The following is a 21,810-nucleotide window of genomic DNA, read 5'->3' on the forward strand; positions in this document are numbered from 1 at the left end:
CGACCAGGGACTTGACCAGGAATGCTGCGCTATGCCACCGCCCAGCGTCACCAGGAATATGCCAGGCTGGAGGGGTGACGCATACGCCGGTTTGTGTGGTTGGCCTCGGCCTGATCGGCGGCTCCCTGATGCGCGCAGCCGCGGCGGCCGGACGCGAGGTTTTCGGCTACAACCGGTCGATCGAGGCAGTTCAGGCCGCGACGGCGGACGGTTTCGACGCGACCGAAGACCTTGACGAGGCCTTGACCCGGGCCACCGAGAGTAACGCGCTCGTCGTGCTCGCCGTGCCCGTGCCTGCCCTGCCACAGCTGCTGAGCCGTGTCCGGGATTTGGCGCCCGGATGCCCGCTCACGGACGTCACCAGCGTCAAATCGTGCGTCCTGGACGAGGTCCGATCGGTGGGACTGCTGGACCGTTTCGTCGGCGGGCATCCGATGGCGGGCACCGCGCAGTCCGGTTGGGCCGCCGGCGATACCCGCCTGTTCGTCGGGGCGCCCTGGGTCGTCAGCGTGGACGACCACGTCGACCCCGACGTCTGGACGGTGGTGATGAACCTGGCCCTGGATTGCGGCGCCGTGGTGGTGCCCGCCCGATCCGACGAGCACGACGCCGCCGCCGCCGCGATTTCGCACCTGCCGCACCTGTTGGCCGAGGCGCTGGCGACGACGGCGGGTGAGGTGCCGCTGGCGTTCGCGCTGGCCGCCGGGTCGTTTCGCGACGGGACGCGGGTCGCGGCGACCGCACCGGACCTTGTCCGCGCTATGTGCGAGGCCAACGCCGACCAGGTGCTCCCGGTCCTGGACCGCACCATCGAGCAGCTCAACCAGGCCCGCGATGCGCTGTCCGCGGGAAAGCCGCTGACTGAGCTCGTGGAGGCGGGTCATGCCGCCCGGGTGCGCTACGACAACTTCGGCCGCCCCGAGATCGTGACCGTGGCGATCGGCGAGGCACGGTGGCGCGAGGAGCTCGCCGCCGCGGGCCGTGCCGGCGGGGTGATCAGATCCGCTCTGCCAGGCCCGGGTAATCGAGGATGAAACCTTCGGCGTCGACGCTGACCGTGGTCTCGGCGACCGGCGAGTGCAGCTTGATGCCGTCGTCCGAACTGCTGTAGCTGATGGCCGCGGCCTCGACCAACAGCTCCGGCAGCTTGACGTACACCACGGGTATCGTCACCGACTCGCTTCGCTGATACAGCCCGGTTCGCCGGATGGGCAGGGCATTGAAGAACGGGCTGAAGATCACGTCGACGTCCAGCGCGCCTTCATAGGCGGCGCGGCTAGTCTCGCCGGTGTGCTGCTGGACGAGCCACATGTTCTCCTCGTCGCGCGCAATGGAAAGCTGCCGCTCCCGCTCGGCGAGCGTCACGGTCAACGACAGCCGTTTGGTGGCGCCGGACTCGTCGGTCACCAGGTCATAGGACGCGGAGAACGCCGGGTGCGACGGGGTCGCGGCGGCGACGATCCGGCCGTAGGCCTTGATGCGGTTGCCCGAAAGCTGCACCCGCACCGACTCCATCCGCGGAACGTCATGCGCGCGCCAGGTCAGAATCGCCGGCCAACCATCGTGCTGCTCTGAGCGGGCTACTTCACTCACTCATCTACCGTAATTGACGAAGACGCCCGCCCGACACCGGTTGAGCGTTTGGTCGGTGACCGTGACTCCAGCGCCACCTCGTCGCTGAGCAACGGTTGCGGCATGCTCCGAAACTTGAGCAGTCGGCCCGAGCCCGGCACCGACAGCCACACCGAGAACGCCAGCGCGGCGTCGAGGATCAGAGCCAGCGCCGTCACCAGCAACGCGCCCACCAGCGCGAGGTAGAACTCGCGCACCTTGATGCCGTCGATCAGGTAGCGCCCCAAACCGCCAAGGCTTGCGTACGCCGCCACCGTCGCGGTCGCGACGATCTGCAATGTCGCCGTCCGCAGCCCACTGAGAATCAGCGGCATCGCGATGGGTGTTTCCACCCGCAACAGGATTCGCTTTTCGGTCATGCCCATCGATCGGGCGGCGTCCACCACCTGGGGATCGACGTTGGCGATGCCCGAGTAGGTGCCGGCGAGCAGTGGCGGGATGCCGAGCAGCATCAGCGCGACAGTGGGGGGAATCAGCCCGAGTCCCCAGAGCAGGACTCCCAGCAGGAGTACGCCGAGTGTCGGGAGCGCGCGCAGGGCGTTGACCCCCGTGACGACCAGGAACGTGCCGCGGCCGGTATGTCCGATCAGCATCCCGAGAGGAACCGCGATGATCGCCGAGAAGACGACGGCGACGACCGTGTACTGCAGGTGTTCGAGAATGCGCGCCGTCAGCCCGGCAGGCCCGCCCCAGTTGGCCGCGGTGAAGATGTAGGCCAGCGCCTCGGTGAGGAAGCTCATCGGGCTCATCCGGTCGCCGCCTTGAGCCGGCTCGGACGCCCCGCGCGTGTCCAAGGAGTCAGCACCTTCCCGGCCAACATGATCAACGTGTCGATGACGACCGCAAGAACGAAGATCGCGATGATGCCCGCGACGATCTGGTCGCTCTTGTTGGCCTGGTAACCCTCTGTGAACCAGGTGCCAAGACCGCCGATGCCGATCACCGAACCGACCGACACCATCGAGATGTTGGTGACGGCGACGACACGCAGGCTGGCGATGAGCACCGGAACCGCCAGTGGCAGCTCAACTTTCAGCATCCGGACCAACGGCTTGTAGCCGACGGCGGTGGCGGCGTCGAGCACCGCCGGTGATACCGCGTCCAACGCCTCGGGTACCGCGCGCACCAACAGGGCGACGGTGTAGAGAGTCAGCGCGACGATGACGTTCGCCTCGTCCAGGATGCGCGTTGGGATGATCAGCGGCAGTACGACGAACAGCGCCAGTGACGGGATGGTGAAGATGATGCTTGCGGTCAGCGTCGTAATCCGTCGCAATGCGGTGGTCCGCTGAATGAATGCGCCGAGCGGCACCGCGATGATCAACCCGAGCAGGATCGGGATCAGGGACAGGCGCAGGTGGATCACCGTCAGTGCCCACAGGTCGTCCAGGTGGGTGAACAGATACCGCATGGCTAGCCCAACTCCGGAATCCGGCGCTGCTCCTTGAGCGCGTCGAGCACGTCGTCGGCGCGCACTCCACCGATCAGGTGGCCTTCGTCGTCGACCGCGACCCCCAGCCCGCTCGGTGAGGACAGCGCGGCGTCGAGCGCCTGCCGCAAGGTGTTGTCCGGCCGGAAGAAGGACCCGCCACCGACGGTGCTGTCGTAAAGGTCTTTGCCTTTGCGATGCAGTTCGACACCGTCGCCGTTGATCCACGCGTACGGGGTGCCGTCGGCCTTGGTGACCAGCGACCACTCTCCCGGGTTCAGGTTCAGCCCGTCGACGTCGGTCTCGGTGACGTGCCGGATCTCATGCAGCGGCAGCCCCGTCGCGTGGAAGAACTGCAGACCCCGATAGCCACGATCGGCGCCGACGAATGCCGAGACGTCCTCGTTGGCGGGATTCGACAACACGAACGCGGGGTCCGCGTACTGCAGCAGCACGCCGCCGCGCCCGAACACCGCGACTTTGTCGCCGAGCTTGACCGCCTCGTCGATATCGTGGGTGACGAACACGATCGTCTTACGCAATTCGGCTTGCAGCCGCAGGATTTCGGTTTGCAGATCGTCGCGCACCACCGGATCCACGGCGCTGAACGGTTCGTCCATCAGCAGGATCGGCGGGTCGGCGGCCAGCGCCCTGGCGACCCCGACGCGCTGCTGCTGGCCACCCGAGAGCTGTGCCGGATACCGGTCGGCGAGCTTGGGATCCAGCCCGACGCGTTCCATCACCGCCAACGCGGACTTGCGTGCGCTGCGCCGTGATTCGCCACGAAGCACAGGCACCGTGGCGACGTTGTCGACAACGCGCATGTGTGGCATCAACCCAGCACTTTGGATGACGTAGCCGATGCCGAGCCTCAGCTGAACGGGATCGACCTTGGTGACGTCCTTGCCGTCGACGGTCAAAGTGCCCGAGGTCGGGTCGATCATCCGGTTGATCATCCGCATCGACGTGGTCTTGCCACAGCCCGACGGCCCGACGAAGACCGTGAGCGTACCTTCGGGCACCTCCAGCGTCAGATCGTCGACCGCGACGGTGCCGTCGGGATACTTCTTGGTGACGTTGGTGAATGTGATCATTTGGCCGGCTTCTGCACCGGCTGGTCGAAGCCGTTGTCCGTGATCCACTTCGCCGCGGCCTCGTCGGGGTCGACGCCCTGGTTGCCCTCGACCGAGGTGTTGAGCTCGATCAGCGCTTCGGTGGTCAGCTTGGCGCTGACCGCGTCCAGCACGGTCTTGAGTTCGTTCGACATCTTCTGCGACGCAACCAAGGGAACGACGTTCGCGGCGAGAAACACATTTTCCGGGTCTTCCAGAACCACCAGCTTGTTCTGCTCGATCGACGGGGAGGTGCTGAAGATGTTGGCCGCGGTGATGGTGCCACCCGTCAGGGCATTCACTGTCGCCGGACCACCTCCGTCACTGATCGAGACGAAGTTGGCCGGCGTGATCTCCAAACCGTATTTGTCCTTCAGCCCCACCAGGCCGGTCACCCGGGTCTGAAACTCCGACGGTGCGCCGACTTTGACCTCCGGCGAGTGCGTGGCGAGGTCGGCGATGGTCTTGAGATTCCACTTCTGGGCGGTGGCCTCGGTGACCGCGAGCGTGTCCTTGTCCTCCGCGGGTGACGGATAGAGGATCGACAGGTCGCCGGGCAGCGCCTTGAGCAGCGCCAGCAGCACCGCATCCGGCGTCGTCGCGGTGGTTTCCGCGTCGAAATACTGCAAGAGGTTGCCGGTGTACTCCGGAATCAGATCGATGGAATGGTCTTGTACCGCAGGGATATAGGTCTCACGGCTGCCGATGCCGAACTGGCGGCGGATGTTGAAGCCGTTGGCCTCCAACGCCTGAGCGTAGATCTCGGCGATGATCTTGCTTTCGGTGAAGTCGGCCGACCCGACGGCGATCGATTTGAGGTCCCCCGATATCTCCCCGCCGCCGAGCGGATTGGAACTGCCGCATGCCGAGGAGATCGATGCGATCAGTGCCAGCAGTGCCGCCAGAATCGCCAGATTCCATCTCCGCGTGCTCGACGTCCGCAGTGACATATTCGCTGCCATACCCAAGCCCTTTCGGCCTCCAGACATCTGAAGGACACTATCGACACGCACGCAGGCACGCCGCGCTTTAGCTCAGCGTGAGTACCCATACTGGTTTGATTCGACTCCGGAAAGGGCAAGATGGAGCCATGACCACCGATCCGTCCGTCCCATCCGACCTTCCACCGTCGGCGCCCGGGAAGGGACTGCCGCCGGATCCGGTCGCCACGCCTGGTGAACACCTGACCAAGCCGGAATCGGCGGTGAAGTTCACTCGCGCCGCCGCGCTGTGGTCGGCACTGATCACCGGTTTCGTGATTCTGATCGTGCTGCTGGTGTTCATCATGCAGAACACCAACTCCACGACCATCAACTTCTTCGGCTGGGAGTGGAATCTTCCTGTGGGCGTGGCGATTCTGTTGGCCGCGGTATGCGGTGGCCTGCTGACGGTTGCCGTCGGCACCGCCAGAATCGTTCAGCTGCGCCGCGCCGCGAAAAAGAACCTCAAGTCGCAACCGTTCTGACTCAGCGCGTCAGCGTCTCCAGCCCTGCGCTGATCAGCGGGCCGACGGCCTCTGCCACCTGGTCGGTGTCGTCGGCGACGCCGCCACCCTCACGGCCGCGATAGGCGATACCTGCGGAGATGATCGCCAGCTTGAAGTACGCCAACGCCATGTAGAACTCCCAGTGATCCAGCCCGACCCCGGCCGCCACGGAGTAGCGCTGCGCAAGTTCGTCGGCCGCCGGGATCAACGGCGATGACCATGCCGCATCCGCGTGCACCAGGTTGAACATCGGATGGCGGTACACGCACATCAGCGCGGCATCACTGATCGGGTCGCCAAGAGTCGACATCTCCCAATCGAGCACGGCGAGCACCTTGGTGGCGTCCTGCGCATCCAGCATCGTGTTGTCGATGCGGTAGTCGCCGTGCACGATCGCGCTGCGGCTCTGCGATGGAATCGCCTCTGCCAGAGCGGAATGCAATCGCTTGACGTCGGCATCGCATGGGTCGTCCTCGGTTCGCACCAGATCCCACTGCCCGCCCCAGCGCCGCACTTGACGTTCGAGATAGCCGGTGGGTTTGCCGAAGTCGCCGAGGCCGACCGCTTCGGGGTCGACCGCGTGCAGATCGGCGAGGACCTTGATCAGCGCGTCGACGCAGTCGTTGATCGTGTTCTTGTCACCGAGCGCCTCGAGTTGTTTGGTGTGCCGAACAACGCGGCCTTCGACGTACTCGACCATCTGGAACGGGGCACCCAGCACCGTGTCGTCGTTGCGCATCGTGACGGCGCCGGCCACCGGAACCGGGGTGCCCGCCAATGCGGCCACCACCCGGTATTCACGCGCCATGTCGTGCGCCGAGGGGGTCAGCCCGTGCAGCGGGGGCCGGCGCAGCACCCACTTGGACGCGTCGTCGTACACCAGGAACGTCAGGTTGGACCGGCCGCCCGAGATGAACTCTCCGCGCAGTTGCCCGGAGCGGGGAATGTCGACGGAGCGCAGGTGACGGTCCAGGGCGTCGAGGTCGAGCCCCTCAAGCGATTGGGTCACCGGACTTGTCTACCACTGCTGGTTTCGGGGCAGCAGGTCCCACACGTGCTCAGTCGCGTTGATACCCGCGACGAAGAACGCCTTCTGCCGCGACGACCAGAGCAGCCGGGTGACGCCCGCGTAGTCGACCTGTACGCACAGCAAGCGGTCGGTTTTCATGACCGTGTGGGCCAGCGCGTTGATGACGCCGCCGTGGGTGAAGACCGCGACGGTGTCCTCGTGGTCGGCGGCGGCGAGGACGTCGTCGACGCCCGCTTTGACCCGCGCGATGAATGCAGGCTGGTCCACCCCACTGGGCAGGTCGCCGCTGGCGAGCCGCTTCATGTCCGCAGCGGAGATCTGCTCGACCGGTGTGTAATGCGAGAGGTCACGGTCGTACTCGGCGAGCCGATCGTCGATGTCGACCGTGAGCCCCAGGGCATCGGCGACGGGCGCAGCGGTCTGCCTGGCCCTGATCTGCGGGCTGCTGACGATGCGGCTTATCGGGAAGCGGGCCAGCGCGTCGGGAAGCCTCTTGGCCTGCTCCAGGCCCTCTTCGGAAAGTTCGGGATCGGAGCCTTGTCCTGGCTCGCTGCGGTGCGGCAACGCATGCCGGATGAGTAGCAACTGCACCGTGACACCATAGGACGCGTGCGCGCATTCGCCTGTCCCGTGTGCAACAACTTCGCGCCGTTCGAGGCGCACCGCTGCCACAACTGCCATGCCGCCCTGGGGCTGCACCCGCCGACGATGTCGATGCTCGCGGTCACCGACGACACGGTCAGCATCGACGGACGGCGGTGGACCCGGTGCACCCAAAGCGCGACACTGGGCTGCAATTGGCTTGTCCCCGAGGAGGACCGGGACGCCTACCAGCGGGGCCGCTGCCAGGCCGACGCCCTGATCCGCCGCGAGCCCGACGCCTCGGACACCATCGCGAGGGAGAAGCTGGTGCCGACGGCCGCGGCCCTGCGACGGCTGGTCTATCAGTTGCTCGACATCGGCCTGCCCGTCGATCCGTTCTGGCGCCGCGACGGCGGTTTGGCCTTCGACCTGGTTTCCAGCTACAGCGAGGGCGAGCGCGTGGTGATCGGCCACGCGAACGGAGTCATCACCATCGACCTCGTCGAGTCGCTCGACGCGTACCGCGAAAAGCTGCGGGTGCGTCTCGGCGAGCCGTATCGCACGATGCTCGGCCACTTCCGCCACGAGGTCGGCCACTACTACCAGAACGTGTTGGTCGAGACCGGCGCCGGCGCTGACAAATACCTGGCTGAATGCCGGGGGCTGTTCGGAGACGAACGCATCAGCTATTCCGGCGCCCTGGATCGTCACTACAAGTTCGGTGCACCCGAGGGCTGGCGGGAGACGTTCATCTCGGAGTACGCGACCATGCATCCCTGGGAGGACTTCGCGGAGTGCTTCGCGCACTATCTGCACATCACCGATTCCATTGAAACCAGTCGTGAGGCAGGCATGGTGTTACACGCCGACCGGCTGCGCTTCTCGGCGCCACGTGACGTGGTGCCGCTCGAGTCCTATGCGGACGTACCCGTCGAGCGGATGCTGTACGACTGGAAATGGATGTCGCTGTTCTTCAACCGGGTCAACACGGCGATGGGTAAGAATCCGTTGTACCCGTTCGAGATTCCACCACCCGTGGCGGCCAAGCTGGGGTTCGTGCAGAAAGTGATCCGGGAGGTGACGTGAGCCAAGGACGAGGGTTCGCCGACGAACTGTTCGACCTCACCGATCGGGTGGTGCTGGTCACCGGCGGCAGCCGCGGGCTGGGCCGGGAGATGGCCTTCGCCGCCGCACACTGCGGCGCCGACGTCGTCATCGCGAGCCGCAAGTACGACGCGTGCGCCGCCACCGCGGAGGAGATCACCGCCGCGACGGGCCGTGCCGCGCTGCCGTATGCGGTGCATGTCGGGCGCTGGGACGAGCTCGACGGGCTGGTCGCCGCGGCATACGAGCGCTTCGGCAAAGTCGATGTCCTCATCAACAATGCGGGCATGTCGCCGCTGTACGAGTCGTTGGGCTCGGTGACCGAGAAGTTGTTCGATGCGGTCGTCAACCTGAACTTGAAGGGCCCGTTCCGGCTGTCGGCGCTCGTTGCTGAACGCATGGTCGCCGACGGCGGTGGATCGATCATCAACGTCAGCTCGACGGGATCGCTGCGTCCCGGGCCGCACGAACTGCCCTACGCAGCGGCCAAGGCCGGACTCAACGCATTGACCGAGGGGCTGGCGCTCGCCTACGGCCCGACCGTGCGGGTCAACACGCTGATGCCCGGTCCGTTCCTCACCGATGTCAGCAAGGCGTGGGACATCGAGGCGACGACGGCCGGTGCGCAGCGGTTTGCGCTGAAGCGACTCGGCAAACCCGCCGAAATCATCGGCGCCGCACTGTTTTTGGCGTCGGATGCATCGAGCTACACCAGCGGATCGATCATCCGCGTGGACGGCGGGATTCCCTGACCCGCTGACCCGTCATGCGCCGAGTGGCCACATATCTGACGCAAGTTCGCGAAAGTCGTCGGTTAACTGGCCATTCGGCCGTGACCGCCGGCTACGGCGTGACGATGTTGAACCCCGGATCGGGCCGGTCGAGCGATTCGGTCAGCTGCTGTAGCACCGCGGCGTCGCCGACGAGCTCGAACCCTGGTGACGACAGATCGCCGGCCGCCAACCCGAGCAGCCGCACCTTGTTGGCCACCTTCACGGTGGCCCCGGCCGTGGCTTCGTCGGCATTCACCTTGCGGTACACCAGTACTCCGTTGCGGAGTGTCAGCCGATAGTTGATGTCCGTGTCCAGGAACGTGACGTCGAGCGCGAGGTCGAGGTTCCAGGCCTTGGGGCCGTTTACGCTGATGGCCAGGGCATCGAAGATCTGCTCGGGCGACAGCTGGGCCATCAACGTCGTTGGTGCGACCTGGGTCGGAGTACCGAAATTGCCGTCGGCCAATTCGGTGGCCCCGGCCAGGAAGAAGTTGCGCCACGGACCGTTTTCGGAGCCATAGGCCAGCTGTTGCAGCGTCGCGATGTAGAGCTGGCGCGCAGCGGCGTGCTTCTCGTCGGTAAACATCGCGTGATCCAATAGGGTTGCAGCCCAACGAAAGTCACCCTTGTCGAAGGATTGCTGCGCAATCTTGACGACGTTGTCTATCCCACCCATCGCTTCGACGTATCGCGGTCCGATCGCCTCCGGCGGATGCTGCCACAACCGGGCCGGGTTGCCGTCGAACCAACCCATGTAGCGCTGGTAGACGGCCTTGACATTGTGACTGACCGAACCGTAGTAGCCGTGGGTGTGCCAGGCCTTTTGTAGAGCGGGCGGCATCTGGAAGCTCTCGGCGATCTCGATTCCGGTGAACCCCTGGTTCAGTTGCCGCAACGTCTGATCATGCAGGTAGGCGTACAGATCACGTTGCAGCGAAAGGAATTCGACGATCTGGTCCTTACCCCACGTCGGCCAGTGGTGAGAGGCGAATACCACGTCGGCACGGTCGGCGAAGGTATCGATCGCCTCCGTCAGATAGCCGGCCCACCCGTGCGGGTCGCGTACCAGCGCACCACGCAGGGTCAGCAGGTTGTGCAAGTTGTGGGTGGCGTTCTCGGCCATGCACAACGCGCGGTATTTCGGGAAATAGAAATGCATTTCGGCAGGCGCCTCGGTGCCCGGCGCCATCTGGAACTCGATCTCGACACCGTCGATCGTGTGGGTTTCGCCGGTGGTGGTGATGTCGACGGTCGGCACGATGATCGCCACCTCGCCCGTCGACGGCGTCTGTCCCAGACCACAGCCCACCTGCCCCAGCGGGCCGCGGTCGAGCGCCGCCCCGTACATATAACCGGCGCGGCGAGCCATCGCGGTACCCGCGTAGACGTTCTCCTGTACGGCGTGCTCGGTGAACCCCTCCGGTGCCAGCACCGCGACCTTGCCTGCGTCCACGTCGGCCTGCGACGTCACGCCCAGTACGCCGCCGAAATGGTCCACGTGGCTGTGGGTATAGATGACCGCGACCACCGGGCGGTCCCCGCGGTGGGCGTGATACATCGCAAGCGCGGCCGCCGCGGTCTCGGTGGAGACCAGGGGGTCGATGACGATGATCCCGGTGTCGCCCTCGATGAAGCTGATGTTCGACAGGTCCAGGCCGCGAACCTGGTAGATGCCTTCGACCACCTCGTAGAGGCCCTGCTTGGCCACCAGTTGGCTTTGGCGCCACAGGCTGGGGTGCACCGAGGTCGGCGCATCGCCGGACAGGAAGCCGTAGGCGTCGTTGTCCCATACGACGCGGCCGTCGGCCGCCTTGATCACGCATGGCTGCAGCGCAGTGATGAACCCACGGTCAGCGGCCTCGAAATCGGCGGTGTCACCGAAAGGCAGAGTGTTGAGCTGATCGGCGTGTGCGGACTCTATGACGGCGGTCGGTGGCTTCTGATCCATGCCGCAACGATATTCATCCGTCAGGAGTGGCGGGCGCGATCTTCATAGTCTCGCCGCGCCGCGGTGCGCGCAGCGTCGACGAAGATCCTGTCGGCGTTCATCGCGCGGCTGACAGCCTCGCTGACACGGAGGGGGAGCCGCCGTGACAGGCCGATCAATAGGGCCGCCGGCCGCGTCACCGTCACGCGTGGCTTCGGCTTCGCAATCAGCCCCACGATTCCCGCCGCGATGTCCTCGGGTTCAGCGTTCTTCAGTCCCGACGCGCTGGCAACGCCATCGATCATCGACGTATTCGTCAGAGTCGGCATGACCACGGAAGCCCTCACCCCGGTGCCACGCAGCTCCAGGCGTGCGGTATCGGTGTAGCCGAGCACCGCGTGCTTGGTGGCGCAGTAGGTGGCGATGCCGGGCACCGCGTTCACCGCACCGACGGAGGCAATGTTGATGATGTGGCCCCGTCCCCGGTTCACCATCCGCTCGGCGGCCAGCTTGGTGCCGAGGATGACGCCGAACAGGTTGATGGCGATCGCCCGCTGGGTGACCTCGTCGGGTTCGTCGAGGAAGCCACCCGCCGGGCAGATTCCGGCGTTGTTCACCAGCACGTCGACCGGCCCCAACTCGCGTTCGACGTCGTCGAGGAAAGTGGTGAACGACTGGCGGTCGGTCACGTCCAGGCGCGCGTAGAAGCCGAGGTCGAGGTCCGCGCCGGTCTCCTTGACCGTCGCCTCGTCGACGTCACCGATGGCCACCTTGGCGCCGAGCGCGTGCAGAGTCCGCGCGGTGGCGAGGCCGATACCCCTCGCTCCCCCCGTGACGACGACCACTTTCCCGTTGATCGCCGACGCTGATGCCATGGCTGCCCCTCTCGCACCGAGAAGCGCAGACTAACCCTCACCGTGTCATCGCCGAGGCGACTCGGCTGACCTCGTCCGCGCCGTGGCCGTCGGCCACAGTGGCGTCCACATAGCGCCGGAACACGTCGAGCACACCGGCATCGACGCCCGCGTCATGAGATGCGGCGATGAGGTGTCGCACCGATGTCGCGACGGACGACACCGGTGCGCTGCTGTCGTCATGCCGACTGTTTGCGATGCGTTCGGCGAACTCGTCGAAGATCGGGCCGAGGATGTCGACAATGCCCCTGGCGTGGGGCAGAAGTTCACCCGGCGTGATCCCGTTGCCCCTCGCCATCGTCAACGCATGAAGGAACCCGCTGACCGACGTCCAGAAAACGTCAAGCAGCGACATGTCGAACGCCGCCGCGCGCCCGTGGTCGGACCCCAGCCACGTCGGCTCACCCAGCGCGCCGAAGAGGTCGCGGCAGGTCGCGAACAGCTGCTCCGGTCCGGCCAATAGGATGCTGCCGCTTGGTGTTCCGATCGTCTCGGTTGGCGTCATGATGGCGCCGTCGAGGTACCGGCCGCCGAGGTCTGCGACGAGTTTTGCGGTACGCCGGGCGCGGTCGGGGGTGTCGGAGCTCAGCCCGACGATGACTCGCCCCGCCACGGCATCGCCCGCCTGCTCCACCAGGACGTCGACCACGTCATGGTCGACGACGTTGATCAGCGTGACGTCGCCGGCGGCGACCGCCTCAGCAGGCGTCGCCGCCCACGCCGCGCCACGTACACGGACCGCGTCGGCCTTGGCCTCGGTGCGGTTCCACACCGTGGTGCGGTAGTTCGCATCCAGCAGCGCGCCCGAAAGCGCCTGACCCATCGGACCTAAACCCAATACGGCGACCGCGGTCATGCCGCCGCCCGCGGATGCTTGATGCTCTCGATGACGCGCGCGACGCCGTCGCTGCCGTGGCCCGCATCGATCTGCCGGTGTATCAGGCCCTGCACCACGTCCACCAGTTCGGTACTGATGCCATGCGCGCGACTGGCGTCAACGATGTCACTGATGTCGGAGAACTCGAGGCTCTGCTGCCCCGGCACCGAGTAGTCGCCGCCGTCGATGACCTCGGCGTATTCGGTGATCGCGGGAACCACCGTCCGCAACCATTCGACGGCGCGGGTGGCGAAGTCCTTGGCCGGTACGCCCGCCGCACCGACCATCGCCGCTCCGTGGAAGAACCCGGCGAACATCACGTACATCGACGACAGCAGGGCCAGGTCATACAGCGATGCCATGCCCGCGTCGTCACCGAAATACTCGGCGGTTCCCCAGGTTCCGAGCACGCCGCGGTAGCTATCGTACAGCTGGCGGGACCCGCTGTAGAGGACTTCCGCCTTCGGCGTGCCGATCATCTCCGGGGTGGCCATGATGCCACTGTCCAGATAATCGGCGCCGATTGCCGCCGCCCAGCGGGCGAGTTCGCGAGCCCCGTCGGGTGACGTGGTGGTCAGGTTGAGCAGGCGCCGGCCCGCGAGCCGATCCGCAATCGGATCGAGCACCTCGTGCACGGACGCGTGGTCGAACAGGCAGACCACGATCAACTCGGCGTCTGCAGCGTCGGCGGCGGTGTGCGCGGCGGTGGCCCCAGCGTCGACAAGTGGGGCCACTTTGGCGGCGTTGCGGTTCCACACGGTCGTCGGATGGCCCGCGCGCAGCACGACAGCCGCCAGCGCCGAGCCCATCTCGCCGAGCCCAAGGAAACTCACTGCGGGTTTGGTGATTGTCATGGCACCATCGTTGAGGGGACGCGGAGTTTTCGACAAGTACCCACTAAAAAGTGGGATACTTACCTTATTGAAACTATTGGGAGTGAGCTGTGGCTTCGTTAGGCAAGTTCAGTTGCGGTCTGGATGCCGCGATGGCCGTCGTCGACGGAAAGTGGAAGCCGCTGATCCTCTGGGAGCTCAAGGGCGGCCCGAAGCGCTTCAACGCGCTGCATCGAGATCTACCCGGCATCTCCCAGAAAATGCTGACCCAACACCTCAAGGAGTTGCAGCGCCACGGCGTCGTGCACCGCGAGAGCTATCACGAAGTGCCGCCCAGGGTGGAGTACTCGATGACCGCAGCCGGTGAGGAATTACTGGAAGCGCTTAACCCGCTTGGTGATTGGGCCACCAAGTACATCAAGTTGATCTGTGCCGCCGAAGCGGGCTGACTCAGCTTTCCTGCTCGGCCAACCATCGTTCGCCGCGCCGTTTCGACGCCCGAGACAGCCAGGCATCCTGGATCAGCTCGGTCAGCTCGATCCTCCCGATCTCCGCTAATCGGCTGGCGCGCACCAGAACCGAAAGATGACCTTCGAAGCGCTCTGTGGTGAAGAACGGCGAGTGCGGGTCCTGGACAAGCGCCAGCTTGTCGGCTTCCGACTCGACCCAGATCATGATCACGTCGGTAAAGCGCTCGCCGGTCTGCCGATCCTCGGCATCGGGTTGCGGCGTGCGGAAGAACACGAACGACTTGCCGCCCACCTGGTAGATCGCGTTGCCCTTCGGGCCCTCGATGCGGGTGGTGTGCGGCATCGCCGCGGCGATCTCATGCACGTCGGCGATGCACGCTGGCCGATCACGCATGGCGCTGCAGTCGGTGCAGCACGACGTCGGTGAGTTCGGCGTCGCGCACGGTCGCGGTCATGTACGTGCAGAACTCCTGCCGGCGACGGTCTGTCGGAGAGCCCGGATTGAGCAGCCGTAGACCGGTTTTCGCGCAAGTGTCCCAAGGAATATGGCTATGGCCGAAGACCAGTACGTCGGTGTCGGGGTAGACCTTGGCCATCCGCGCCTCGCGACCGTTCGATGCTCCGGTCTCGTGTGTGACCGTGAACCGCAGTCCGTCGAGTGTGACGTCCGCACGTTCGGGGAGCCGCCGACGCAACTCCTCGCCGTCGTTGTTGCCCCAACAGGCGACCAGCCGCTGGGCACGAGCCTCGAGCGTGTCGAGCAACGAAGGCTCCACCCAGTCCCCCGCGTGGATCACCACATCGGCCGTTGCGACTTCGTCCCACACCCGTGTGGGAAGGTCGCGAGCGCGCTTCGGAACGTGGGTATCGGCGATGAGCAGGAGCCGCACCGCCCTAATCTATCGGCCCGACCGAGGCGCCCAGCCAGGCGGCGGATCTTCACCCACCCGGCCGTCGAGCGCCTCGCGAAGTAGGTCGGCGTGCCCGGTATGCCTGCCGTATTCCTCGATCAGGTCGCACAGCAGGCGACGCAGGCTCGCGTGGTCGCCGTCGTCGTCGGAGATGTGGACGAGCTGATCCAGGCCGCCCCGGGCCAGCGCCGCATCGAGCCGGGTACGAGACCGTTGCACGGCGTCCTCCCAGAGCGCATACAGCGTCTCGGGCGGGTCGTCGGCTGCCGAAGTGAACTCCCAATCGTCTGTGCCGTCCCACAGTGATTCCCATGGTTCTCCGACGGGATCACCGTACAGCTTCTGGGTGAAGATGTAGTCCTCGTTGATCGCCATGTGCTTGAGCAGACCGCCGAGAGTCAACGCCGATGCGCCGATCCGGGTCTGCAGCGCTGCCGCGTCGAGGTCGTCGGCTTTCCAGCGGAATGTTGCGCGCAGCCGGTCGAGCGCACCGATCAGATGCTCGACCTCGGTGCCGGCCAGCGGCGGCTCCCACGGCGTGTCCGTCATACCGACACCGTAGACACCTAGAGTGCGCCCGAAGAGATTCGAACTCCCAACCTTCTGATCCGTAGTCAGATGCTCTATCCGTTGAGCTACGGGCGCATGTATTTAGTTGTTGGCGGAGGCGAGAGGATTTGAACCTCCGGTCCGCTTTAAGGCGGACAACTCATTAGCAGTGAGTCCCATTCGGCCGCTCTGGCACGCCTCCCGACGTTTACCGCCGATCCGACAGAGTACACAGCCGCCATGGGACGAGGCAAAGCAGATCAGGGCGCACTGAGCCGACCCAATAAACTAGGTCACGTGACCGCCCGCCTGCGACCCGAACTCGCCGATCTGCCGGCCTACACCCCCGGTAAGACCGTGCCGGGGGCCATCAAGATCGCGAGCAACGAGACGGTGCACGGGCCACTGCCCAGCGTGCGGGCCGCGATCGAGAAGGCCACCGACAACATCAACCGGTACCCCGACAACGGCTACGTCGAGCTCAGAGAACACCTGGCCAAGCATCTGGACAACGGGGCCTTCTCCCCGGAACACATCTCCGTCGGCTGCGGATCGGTCAGCCTGTGCCAGCAGTTGATCCAGATCACCTCCACCGTCGGCGACGAGGTGCTCTACGGCTGGCGCAGCTTCGAGATCTACCCCCTGCAGGTCCGCACCGCCGGAGCGACCCCCGTTCAGGTGCCGCTGACCGACCACATCTACGACCTCGACGCGATGCTGGCCGCGATCACCGATCGCACCCGGCTGATCTTCGTGTGCAACCCGAACAACCCCACCAGCACCGTCGTCGACCCCGATCAGCTGGCCCGGTTCATCGAGGCGGTGCCGTCAGACATTTTGATCGCACTTGACGAGGCGTACGTCGAGTACATCCGCGACGGATTGCTGCCGGACAGTTTCGGGCTGGTGCGAGCCCACTCGAACGTTGTTGTGCTGCGGACGTTTTCGAAGGCATACGGCCTGGCCGGGTTGCGCATCGGCTACGCCGTCGGCGACCCGGACATCATCACCGCACTCGGCAAGGTCTACGTCCCGTTCACCGCGACCAGCGTCTCGCAGGCCGCGGCCATCGCATCGCTGAACGCCGCCGACGAACTCCTGGCCCGCACCGACGCCGTCGTGGCCGAACGCGCCCGCGTGACGCGAGCCCTTCTCGACGCCGGCTATACCGTGCCGCCGTCGCAGGCCAACTTCGTCTGGCTGCCCCTGCCGGGACGCGCGCAGGAGTACGCGCAGGCCGCAGCGAACAGCCGGATCATCGTGCGGCCCTACGGGGAGGACGGCGTGCGTGTCACGATCGCCGCGGAGCACGAGAACGACATGTTCCTGGAGTTCGCGCGCAGCTGGGTCTAGCGGGCCGACGCCGCGAAGATTGCACTGAGGGCTGCTGCAAAAGGCTATCCACGACCCTGGAAGCAATCTTGCGCACCTCGAACGCGTCTAGCCGAGCCGGCGGCCGGTGAAAGCGAGCAGCCGGTCCAGCGAACCAGCCTCATCGGGAAGCTCGATCGGATCGTCGAAACCGGCGGTGGTTCGGCCCTGCGGGGTGATGATCGTCTTCGCCAATCCCATGACGTAGTCGGTCAGCGAATCGTGCGCATTCACCTCACGTCCGATCGCGGCCGCGTAATCCCAGGCGTGTACCAGGAATTCGAGCGAAAGGATGCCCGCCATCATCTTGGCGGGCGCTTCGCCGGAACCGAACGGCACGGTCCCGTCCAGTCCACGCCGATTCCAGGCATCCAGTGCCGGCCGCCCCGCCATGACGACCTGCCGCTCCACCGAGTCCGTCCGGTCCCGCTCGGGAAACTCGGCGCCGGCCGCGCCGCCGATCACGGTGATCGAGTTCATCAGGTGATCGGTGAGGCTTGCGACGTCGAACTCTCGGCACGGCGTCTGCTTGTCAAGGTCGTCGTCGGCGATTCCGTGCAGCACCTGCTCGAGCACGGCGAAGGTCGCTTCGGCGCATTCGAGTTCGTCCGCGGGCGGTGAATCGGGTCCTGCACGCAGGTCGGGCATGCTCCCACGCTACGTCGCGCTTGCGCCTATCGTTGCCCAGATGAAGACGTACGTGCGGGTCGGAGCAGCGGCGCTGATCCTGGTGGGCCTCGCGACCGGCTGCTCGCGCACCACGGAGGGCACTGTCGCAATGACAACCGAGCCGGGACCCCCGATCTCATCTCCAGACACCGAGCCAGGGCAGCCGATGATTCCGGGACTGCCGGACTTTGAGTTCCCCGACATTCCGGGTCTGCCGGACCTACCCGGGATGCCCGGTTCGGATGTCCCCGACGTCCCGGCACCGGCGAACGCGCAGACGATGACATGCGACGAGTACACCGGCCTCGACGAGGCCACCCAGAAAGCCGTGATCCGCGCGATCCTCACCGAGGAGGGCGTGACCGACGAGGAAGCCGAGTTCACGGCGATGATCATGGCCGGCGCCATGTGCCAGTTCATGCCGGACCTCACGGTCAGCGAGGTGGTGTCGGGCTCTCCACCGTGAGTGGATAGCCTTCACCGGTGGGCGATACATACGAATCCGTCACCGTCGACGTCAAGGACAACGTCGCGCAGGTGACGCTGGTCGGTCCGGCCAAGGGCAACGCGATGGGCCCGGCATTCTGGGCCGAGATGCCCGAGGTGTTCGCGACACTGGACGCCGATCGCGATGTGCGCGCGATCGTGCTGACCGGATCGGGCAAGAACTTCAGCTACGGGCTCGACCTGATCGCGATGGGCGGCACCCTCTCCGGCGTGCTGGCCGACGGGGCCACCGCCCGCCCACGCTCGGAGTTCCACGCCACGATCCTGCGCATGCAGGGTGCCATCAATGCCGTCGCCGACTGCCGCACCCCCACCATCGCCTCAGTGCACGGGTGGTGCATCGGCGGCGGTGTCGATCTGATCTCCGCTGTCGACATGCGCTACGCCAGCGCCGACGCGAAGTTCTCGGTGCGCGAGGTCAAGCTGGCGATCGTCGCGGACGTGGGCAGCCTGGCCCGCCTGCCCCTGATCCTGTCCGACGGGCATCTGCGTGAGCTGGCGTTGACGGGTAAGGACATCGACGCGGCGCGCGCCGAGAAGATCGGCCTCGTCAACGACGTGTACGACGATGCCGAAGCCTCGCTGGCCGCCGCGCACGAGACCGCCGCCGAGATTGCCGCCAACCCACCGCTGGTCGTCAACGGCGTGAAGGACGTCCTCGATCAGCAGCGCGTCGCCAGGGTCTCGGAGAGCCTGCGCTATGTCGCGGCGTGGAACGCGGCGTTCCTGCCATCCAAGGATCTGGGCGAGGGCCTCACGGCGACGTTCGAGAAACGGCCGCCGAACTTCACCGGGGAGTAGGGGTCCAGTCCAACTCGGCCTTCGCCTTGGCGTTGGACAGCGGCAGCCGCGTCGTCCCGAACGCCGTCGCCGGATACGACGCGATCAGGCCGACCAGCCGATGTGAAATCGGCAGCGGCCGCGGCCGACCCAGTTTGGCCGACAACTCGCGCACGTAGTCCCCGAAGGACTGCGGCCGGTCGTCGACGATGTTGTAGACCTGACCACCGCGACCTTTGGTGATCGCATCGGCGGTGGCCTTCGCGACGTCGTCGATGTGAATCCAGGAGGCCACGCCGTCACCGGTCATGGCCGGCAGGGCCCACCACTTCGCCAGTCGCGTGAACAACTCGTCGTGCGGCACATCCGGACCGTAGAAGATGCCGTAGCGCAACACGATTCCCTCGGTGTCGCTGTGCTCGCCGGAGGTCAGCACGGTCTGCTCCATGCCGCGCAGCGCCGCGAGCATGGCGTCGCCCCCCTTCGGCGGCGGCCCGGATACAGATTGGTTTCGTCCACCACGGGAGGTCCCGACGTCGGATAGCCGTAGGCGAACACCACCGACTCCGCGACGACGCGCCGCACTGCGTTCCGTTGTGCGGCGCGCACCAGGTTCGGTGCGCCGATGCTCCACAGTTTCTTCGCGGGGTCGAAGTCCTTGGGGCGCTTCGGCCCCCACTTCGGCAGCGTGGTGAGCAGCGAGACGACGACCTCCGGTCCGGCGTCGGCGACGACGTTGTCGATCTCGTCGGCGTCAAACACATCGGCCACCACCGGCTTGGCACCCGCCGCTTCGATCTGCGATGTCTTCGACTCCGACCGGGTCACGCCGATCACCTCGTGCCCGCGGGAGTTCAACTCCCGCAGCAGCGGCAGCCCCGGCACACTCGTCGCACCGGCCACCAGCACCCGCATCAGTGGCCGCCCTTCTCCGTCACCTCGTTCTTCACCGCGGCGCGCAACGCGATGGCGAGGATCACCGTCGTGAATACCAGTCCGCCCGCCTCGATCCAGCCGATCACGTCGCCGGCACCGTGGTGCGGGTCGATGATGTGGCTCAGCGAGTGCAGCGCCCAATGCACGGTGGCGAAGGCGAGGGCCGGTACCCGCCACGACACCCGGCGCACCGCCGCGAGTAGCAGCAGACCCTGCGGGATCTCGAACGTCGCGTTGTCGAAGATGTAGTGATCGTTGCGCACGCCGAACGTCCCGAGCGTGTCGAAGAACGCTCCCGGCGCGAACATCATGAACAGCCCGATGCCAAGGGCGTACACCCCGAAGACGACCAGCGTCACCTCGACGAAACCGCCTCTTGTGCGGGTGGGAGTCGTCGTCATACCGTCACGCTAGTACGAGACTGGCCTCCAGATAGGCACCACTTAGATGACGATTTTGGGTACCACTTCCGGGCCCGAGCTACTGGTCGAACTCGACAGGGCGGCACCGGACCCATTGCATCACCAACTCGCCAACGGCCTGCGTGCCGCGATCCGCTCCGGCCGCCTGACGCCGCACACCCGGCTGCCGTCGACCCGGGTGCTCGCCGCCGACCTCGGGGTCTCGCGCCGACTCGTCGTCGATGCCTACAGCCAACTGGTCGCCGAGGGTTTCCTGCTCAGCAGGCACGGTTCGGGCACCCGCGTGGCCACCGTCGATACGGCGAGCGCCCCCGAGCACCGATCCGCCGAGCCGACGCGCTACGACATCGACTTCTTGCCCGGATCTCCGGACCTGTCCAGCTTCCCGCGACACGCATGGCTGCGCGCGCTGCGGCAGGGGTTGGCCGGCCTCGAGTCCGATGCATTCGGATATGTCGCACCCCAAGGTCTTCTCATGGCCCGCGTTGCGATCGCGGACTACCTGCGCCGCACCCGAGGTGTGCTGGCCGATCCGCGCCACATCGTCGTCTGCTCCGGCGCGACGCAGGCCGTCGCATTACTCAGCCACGCGCTGCGGTCCACACCGGTGGCGATGGAGGATCCGGGATTCTGGCTACATCGAAGGATTCTGCGACACAACGGCATCGATCCGATTCCTGTCCGTGTGGATGACGAGGGCCTGGACGTGGGCGCGCTGACAAGTAGCGGGGCTGAGGTGGTGCTGACCACGCCTGCTCATCAGTCGCCGACGGGTGTCGTGCTGTCGGCCGCACGGCGAACGTCGTTGGTGGAGTGGGCCCGCGCCGGCCATCTGATCATCGAAGATGACTACGACGCCGAATACCGTTACGACCGTGCGCCTGTCGGGTCGCTGCAGGGTATCGCCCCCGAACGGGTGGTGTATGTGGGGTCGACGAGCAAGACGTTGGCCCCCGGCTTGCGCATCGGCTGGATGGTGCTGCCCCCGCACCTCGTGAAGGCGGTCGCGTTGTCGAAAGGGCTTGCCGACACCGGGAGTTCGGTGATGGATCAGGTGGCCTTCGCACAGTTCCTGGTATCGGGCGAGTACGACAGGCACCTGCGGCAGATGCGCAGGCGCTACCAGGTCCGCCGAAATGCGCTACTGCGTGCGCTGGCACGGGATCTACCTAGGCGGCGGTGCTCGGTGCTGCGGCAGGCGTCCATCTCACCGTCCGCTTTCCCGACGGCTTTCCCATCGAGGACCTCGTCGCGCACGCCGCGAAGAAGCGCATCCGGGTCGAACCGCTCGCCCCGTGCTACGCCGAACCCGCCACGGCACCACCGGGATTGCTCCTCGGCTATGCAAACCTCACCGAGTCGCAGATCGAGCGGGGTGTGCAGGAGCTCGCTCGGGCGCTGGGCGGTGGCGGAGGGATTTGAACCCCCGGACGGTTTTAGCCGTCTCTCGCTTTCAAGGCGAGTGCATTAGGCCGCTCTGCCACGCCACCGTCGAC

27 protein-coding genes, 3 tRNA genes and 1 pseudogene are annotated in these 21,810 nt (G+C 66.0%); 10 read left to right on the plus strand and 21 right to left on the minus strand.

What is annotated here, in order from left to right; all coding sequences use genetic code 11:
• Positions 1-74 precede the first annotated feature (74 nt).
• On the plus strand, positions 75-1,034 hold the full coding sequence (locus CSQ99_RS20915; RefSeq protein ID WP_099040916.1) for a prephenate dehydrogenase: 960 nt from the start codon (positions 75-77) through the stop codon (positions 1,032-1,034).
• Here the strand turns inward: CSQ99_RS20915 and CSQ99_RS20920 are convergent.
• From CSQ99_RS20920 to CSQ99_RS20940, 5 genes are read right to left on the minus strand one after another with little or no spacing between them, the layout of a single operon-like run.
• Positions 997-1,593 carry a putative glycolipid-binding domain-containing protein gene (locus CSQ99_RS20920; RefSeq protein ID WP_099040917.1) on the minus strand — a complete coding sequence of 199 codons (597 nt, stop codon included), beginning with the start codon at positions 1,591-1,593 and terminating at the stop codon, positions 997-999. The two genes, CSQ99_RS20915 and CSQ99_RS20920, sit on opposite strands and share 38 nt — an antisense overlap.
• Positions 1,590-2,372, minus strand: coding sequence for an ABC transporter permease (locus CSQ99_RS20925; protein WP_099040954.1), 783 nt, complete (start codon positions 2,370-2,372; stop codon positions 1,590-1,592). Before CSQ99_RS20925 ends, CSQ99_RS20920 begins: the two co-directional genes overlap by 4 nt.
• 5 nt (positions 2,373-2,377) lie before the next feature.
• Positions 2,378-3,043, minus strand: coding sequence for an ABC transporter permease (locus CSQ99_RS20930; RefSeq protein WP_099040918.1), 666 nt, complete (start codon positions 3,041-3,043; stop codon positions 2,378-2,380).
• A gap of 2 nt (positions 3,044-3,045) precedes the next feature.
• Entirely contained in the window at positions 3,046-4,155 is a 1,110-nt protein-coding gene (locus CSQ99_RS20935; RefSeq protein ID WP_099040919.1) for an ABC transporter ATP-binding protein, read from the minus strand.
• A complete protein-coding gene (locus CSQ99_RS20940) occupies positions 4,152-5,123 on the minus strand; it encodes an ABC transporter substrate-binding protein (protein WP_099040920.1) in 972 nt (323 codons plus the stop codon). Before CSQ99_RS20940 ends, CSQ99_RS20935 begins: the two co-directional genes overlap by 4 nt.
• A 140-nt stretch (positions 5,124-5,263) precedes the next feature.
• Between CSQ99_RS20940 and CSQ99_RS20945 the strand changes: the two genes are divergently transcribed.
• Positions 5,264-5,638 (plus strand): LapA family protein, encoded by a 375-nt coding sequence (locus CSQ99_RS20945; RefSeq protein ID WP_099040921.1) that lies wholly within the window; start codon positions 5,264-5,266, stop codon positions 5,636-5,638.
• A 1-nt stretch (position 5,639) separates the two neighbouring features.
• Here CSQ99_RS20945 and CSQ99_RS20950 read toward each other — a convergent pair whose 3' ends face one another.
• Together CSQ99_RS20950 and CSQ99_RS20955 are read right to left on the minus strand one after the other, a co-directional pair.
• Positions 5,640-6,668 carry a phosphotransferase family protein gene (locus tag CSQ99_RS20950; protein WP_099040922.1) on the minus strand — a complete coding sequence of 343 codons (1,029 nt, stop codon included), beginning with the start codon at positions 6,666-6,668 and terminating at the stop codon, positions 5,640-5,642.
• 9 nt (positions 6,669-6,677) lie between these two features.
• Positions 6,678-7,280: a histidine phosphatase family protein gene (locus CSQ99_RS20955; protein ID WP_099040923.1), complete on the minus strand. Its 603-nt coding sequence runs from the start codon at positions 7,278-7,280 to the stop codon at positions 6,678-6,680.
• A gap of 18 nt (positions 7,281-7,298) precedes the next feature.
• On the opposite strand from CSQ99_RS20955, the gene CSQ99_RS20960 reads away from it, so the two are divergent.
• Both CSQ99_RS20960 and CSQ99_RS20965 read left to right on the plus strand, forming a co-directional pair.
• Positions 7,299-8,357 (plus strand): zinc-binding metallopeptidase family protein, encoded by a 1,059-nt coding sequence (locus CSQ99_RS20960; RefSeq protein WP_099040924.1) that lies wholly within the window; start codon positions 7,299-7,301, stop codon positions 8,355-8,357.
• A complete protein-coding gene (locus CSQ99_RS20965) occupies positions 8,354-9,127 on the plus strand; it encodes an SDR family NAD(P)-dependent oxidoreductase (protein WP_099040925.1) in 774 nt (257 codons plus the stop codon). The genes CSQ99_RS20960 and CSQ99_RS20965 overlap by 4 nt, the downstream gene beginning before the upstream one ends.
• Positions 9,128-9,218: 91 nt before the next feature.
• On the opposite strand, the gene CSQ99_RS20970 is transcribed toward CSQ99_RS20965, so the two are convergent.
• The 4 genes from CSQ99_RS20970 to CSQ99_RS20985 are packed head-to-tail and all read right to left on the minus strand — an operon-like array spanning position 9,219 to position 13,720.
• Positions 9,219-11,096 (minus strand): alkyl/aryl-sulfatase, encoded by a 1,878-nt coding sequence (locus tag CSQ99_RS20970; RefSeq protein ID WP_099040926.1) that lies wholly within the window; start codon positions 11,094-11,096, stop codon positions 9,219-9,221.
• A gap of 20 nt (positions 11,097-11,116) precedes the next feature.
• On the minus strand, positions 11,117-11,950 hold the full coding sequence (locus tag CSQ99_RS20975) for an SDR family oxidoreductase (RefSeq protein ID WP_099040927.1): 834 nt from the start codon (positions 11,948-11,950) through the stop codon (positions 11,117-11,119).
• Between the two features lie 37 nt (positions 11,951-11,987).
• Positions 11,988-12,845 carry an NAD(P)-dependent oxidoreductase gene (locus CSQ99_RS20980; RefSeq protein WP_099040928.1) on the minus strand — a complete coding sequence of 286 codons (858 nt, stop codon included), beginning with the start codon at positions 12,843-12,845 and terminating at the stop codon, positions 11,988-11,990.
• Positions 12,842-13,720 carry an NAD(P)-dependent oxidoreductase gene (locus CSQ99_RS20985; RefSeq protein ID WP_099040929.1) on the minus strand — a complete coding sequence of 293 codons (879 nt, stop codon included), beginning with the start codon at positions 13,718-13,720 and terminating at the stop codon, positions 12,842-12,844. Before CSQ99_RS20985 ends, CSQ99_RS20980 begins: the two co-directional genes overlap by 4 nt.
• An 89-nt stretch (positions 13,721-13,809) precedes the next feature.
• Here CSQ99_RS20985 and CSQ99_RS20990 point away from each other — a divergent pair, with 89 nt between their 5' ends.
• Entirely contained in the window at positions 13,810-14,148 is a 339-nt protein-coding gene (locus tag CSQ99_RS20990) for a winged helix-turn-helix transcriptional regulator (protein WP_176561131.1), read from the plus strand.
• Position 14,149: 1 nt separating this feature from the next.
• On the opposite strand, the gene CSQ99_RS20995 is transcribed toward CSQ99_RS20990, so the two are convergent.
• The 5 genes from CSQ99_RS20995 to CSQ99_RS21015 all read right to left on the minus strand — a co-directional run bounded on the left by CSQ99_RS20995 (position 14,150) and on the right by CSQ99_RS21015 (position 15,831).
• Positions 14,150-14,563 carry an MmcQ/YjbR family DNA-binding protein gene (locus tag CSQ99_RS20995; RefSeq protein WP_099040931.1) on the minus strand — a complete coding sequence of 138 codons (414 nt, stop codon included), beginning with the start codon at positions 14,561-14,563 and terminating at the stop codon, positions 14,150-14,152.
• Positions 14,556-15,059, minus strand: a complete 504-nt coding sequence (locus tag CSQ99_RS21000) for a metallophosphoesterase family protein (RefSeq protein WP_099040932.1) — start codon at positions 15,057-15,059, stop codon at positions 14,556-14,558. Before CSQ99_RS21000 ends, CSQ99_RS20995 begins: the two co-directional genes overlap by 8 nt.
• A 9-nt stretch (positions 15,060-15,068) precedes the next feature.
• Complete coding sequence (locus CSQ99_RS21005) at positions 15,069-15,629, minus strand: mycothiol transferase (protein ID WP_099040933.1); 561 nt, start codon at positions 15,627-15,629, stop codon at positions 15,069-15,071.
• 23 nt (positions 15,630-15,652) lie between these two features.
• Positions 15,653-15,725 (minus strand) — tRNA-Arg (locus CSQ99_RS21010).
• 14 nt (positions 15,726-15,739) lie between these two features.
• Positions 15,740-15,831, minus strand: a tRNA-Ser gene (locus tag CSQ99_RS21015).
• Between the two features lie 95 nt (positions 15,832-15,926).
• Here CSQ99_RS21015 and hisC point away from each other — a divergent pair.
• The gene (gene hisC / locus CSQ99_RS21020; RefSeq protein ID WP_099040934.1) at positions 15,927-16,982 is read left to right on the plus strand and encodes a histidinol-phosphate transaminase; all 1,056 of its coding nucleotides are present in this window, start codon (positions 15,927-15,929) and stop codon (positions 16,980-16,982) included.
• Positions 16,983-17,069: 87 nt separating this feature from the next.
• On the opposite strand, the gene CSQ99_RS21025 is transcribed toward hisC, so the two are convergent.
• Entirely contained in the window at positions 17,070-17,648 is a 579-nt protein-coding gene (locus tag CSQ99_RS21025) for a TIGR03086 family metal-binding protein (protein WP_099040935.1), read from the minus strand.
• Between the two features lie 40 nt (positions 17,649-17,688).
• On the opposite strand from CSQ99_RS21025, the gene CSQ99_RS21030 reads away from it, so the two are divergent.
• Positions 17,689-18,135 (plus strand): hypothetical protein, encoded by a 447-nt coding sequence (locus CSQ99_RS21030; RefSeq protein ID WP_176561132.1) that lies wholly within the window; start codon positions 17,689-17,691, stop codon positions 18,133-18,135.
• Positions 18,136-18,152: 17 nt separating this feature from the next.
• A complete protein-coding gene (locus CSQ99_RS21035) occupies positions 18,153-18,977 on the plus strand; it encodes a crotonase/enoyl-CoA hydratase family protein (protein ID WP_099040937.1) in 825 nt (274 codons plus the stop codon).
• Here the strand turns inward: CSQ99_RS21035 and CSQ99_RS31490 are convergent.
• The 3 genes from CSQ99_RS31490 to CSQ99_RS21045 are packed head-to-tail and all read right to left on the minus strand — an operon-like array spanning position 18,964 to position 20,293.
• The gene (locus CSQ99_RS31490) at positions 18,964-19,425 is read right to left on the minus strand and encodes an NAD-dependent epimerase/dehydratase family protein (RefSeq protein WP_245909016.1); all 462 of its coding nucleotides are present in this window, start codon (positions 19,423-19,425) and stop codon (positions 18,964-18,966) included. The genes CSQ99_RS21035 and CSQ99_RS31490 overlap by 14 nt on opposite strands.
• The gene (locus CSQ99_RS31495; protein ID WP_245909017.1) at positions 19,386-19,871 is read right to left on the minus strand and encodes an NAD(P)H-binding protein; all 486 of its coding nucleotides are present in this window, start codon (positions 19,869-19,871) and stop codon (positions 19,386-19,388) included. Before CSQ99_RS31495 ends, CSQ99_RS31490 begins: the two co-directional genes overlap by 40 nt.
• Entirely contained in the window at positions 19,871-20,293 is a 423-nt protein-coding gene (locus CSQ99_RS21045) for a hypothetical protein (protein ID WP_099040938.1), read from the minus strand. Before CSQ99_RS21045 ends, CSQ99_RS31495 begins: the two co-directional genes overlap by 1 nt.
• A gap of 46 nt (positions 20,294-20,339) precedes the next feature.
• Here CSQ99_RS21045 and pdxR point away from each other — a divergent pair.
• Together pdxR and CSQ99_RS31500 are read left to right on the plus strand one after the other, a co-directional pair.
• Positions 20,340-21,425: pseudogene (gene pdxR / locus CSQ99_RS21050) on the plus strand (MocR-like pyridoxine biosynthesis transcription factor PdxR); the annotation flags it as partial.
• Positions 21,426-21,493: 68 nt separating this feature from the next.
• Positions 21,494-21,736 carry a hypothetical protein gene (locus CSQ99_RS31500; RefSeq protein ID WP_245909018.1) on the plus strand — a complete coding sequence of 81 codons (243 nt, stop codon included), beginning with the start codon at positions 21,494-21,496 and terminating at the stop codon, positions 21,734-21,736.
• On the opposite strand, the gene CSQ99_RS21055 is transcribed toward CSQ99_RS31500, so the two are convergent.
• Positions 21,718-21,804: transfer RNA gene (locus CSQ99_RS21055), tRNA-Ser, on the minus strand. The two genes, CSQ99_RS31500 and CSQ99_RS21055, sit on opposite strands and share 19 nt — an antisense overlap.
• Between the last annotated feature and the right edge of the window lie 6 nt (positions 21,805-21,810).

The organism is Mycobacterium neglectum, from assembly GCF_002591975.1.
GTDB lineage: Bacteria > Actinomycetota > Actinomycetes > Mycobacteriales > Mycobacteriaceae > Mycobacterium > Mycobacterium neglectum.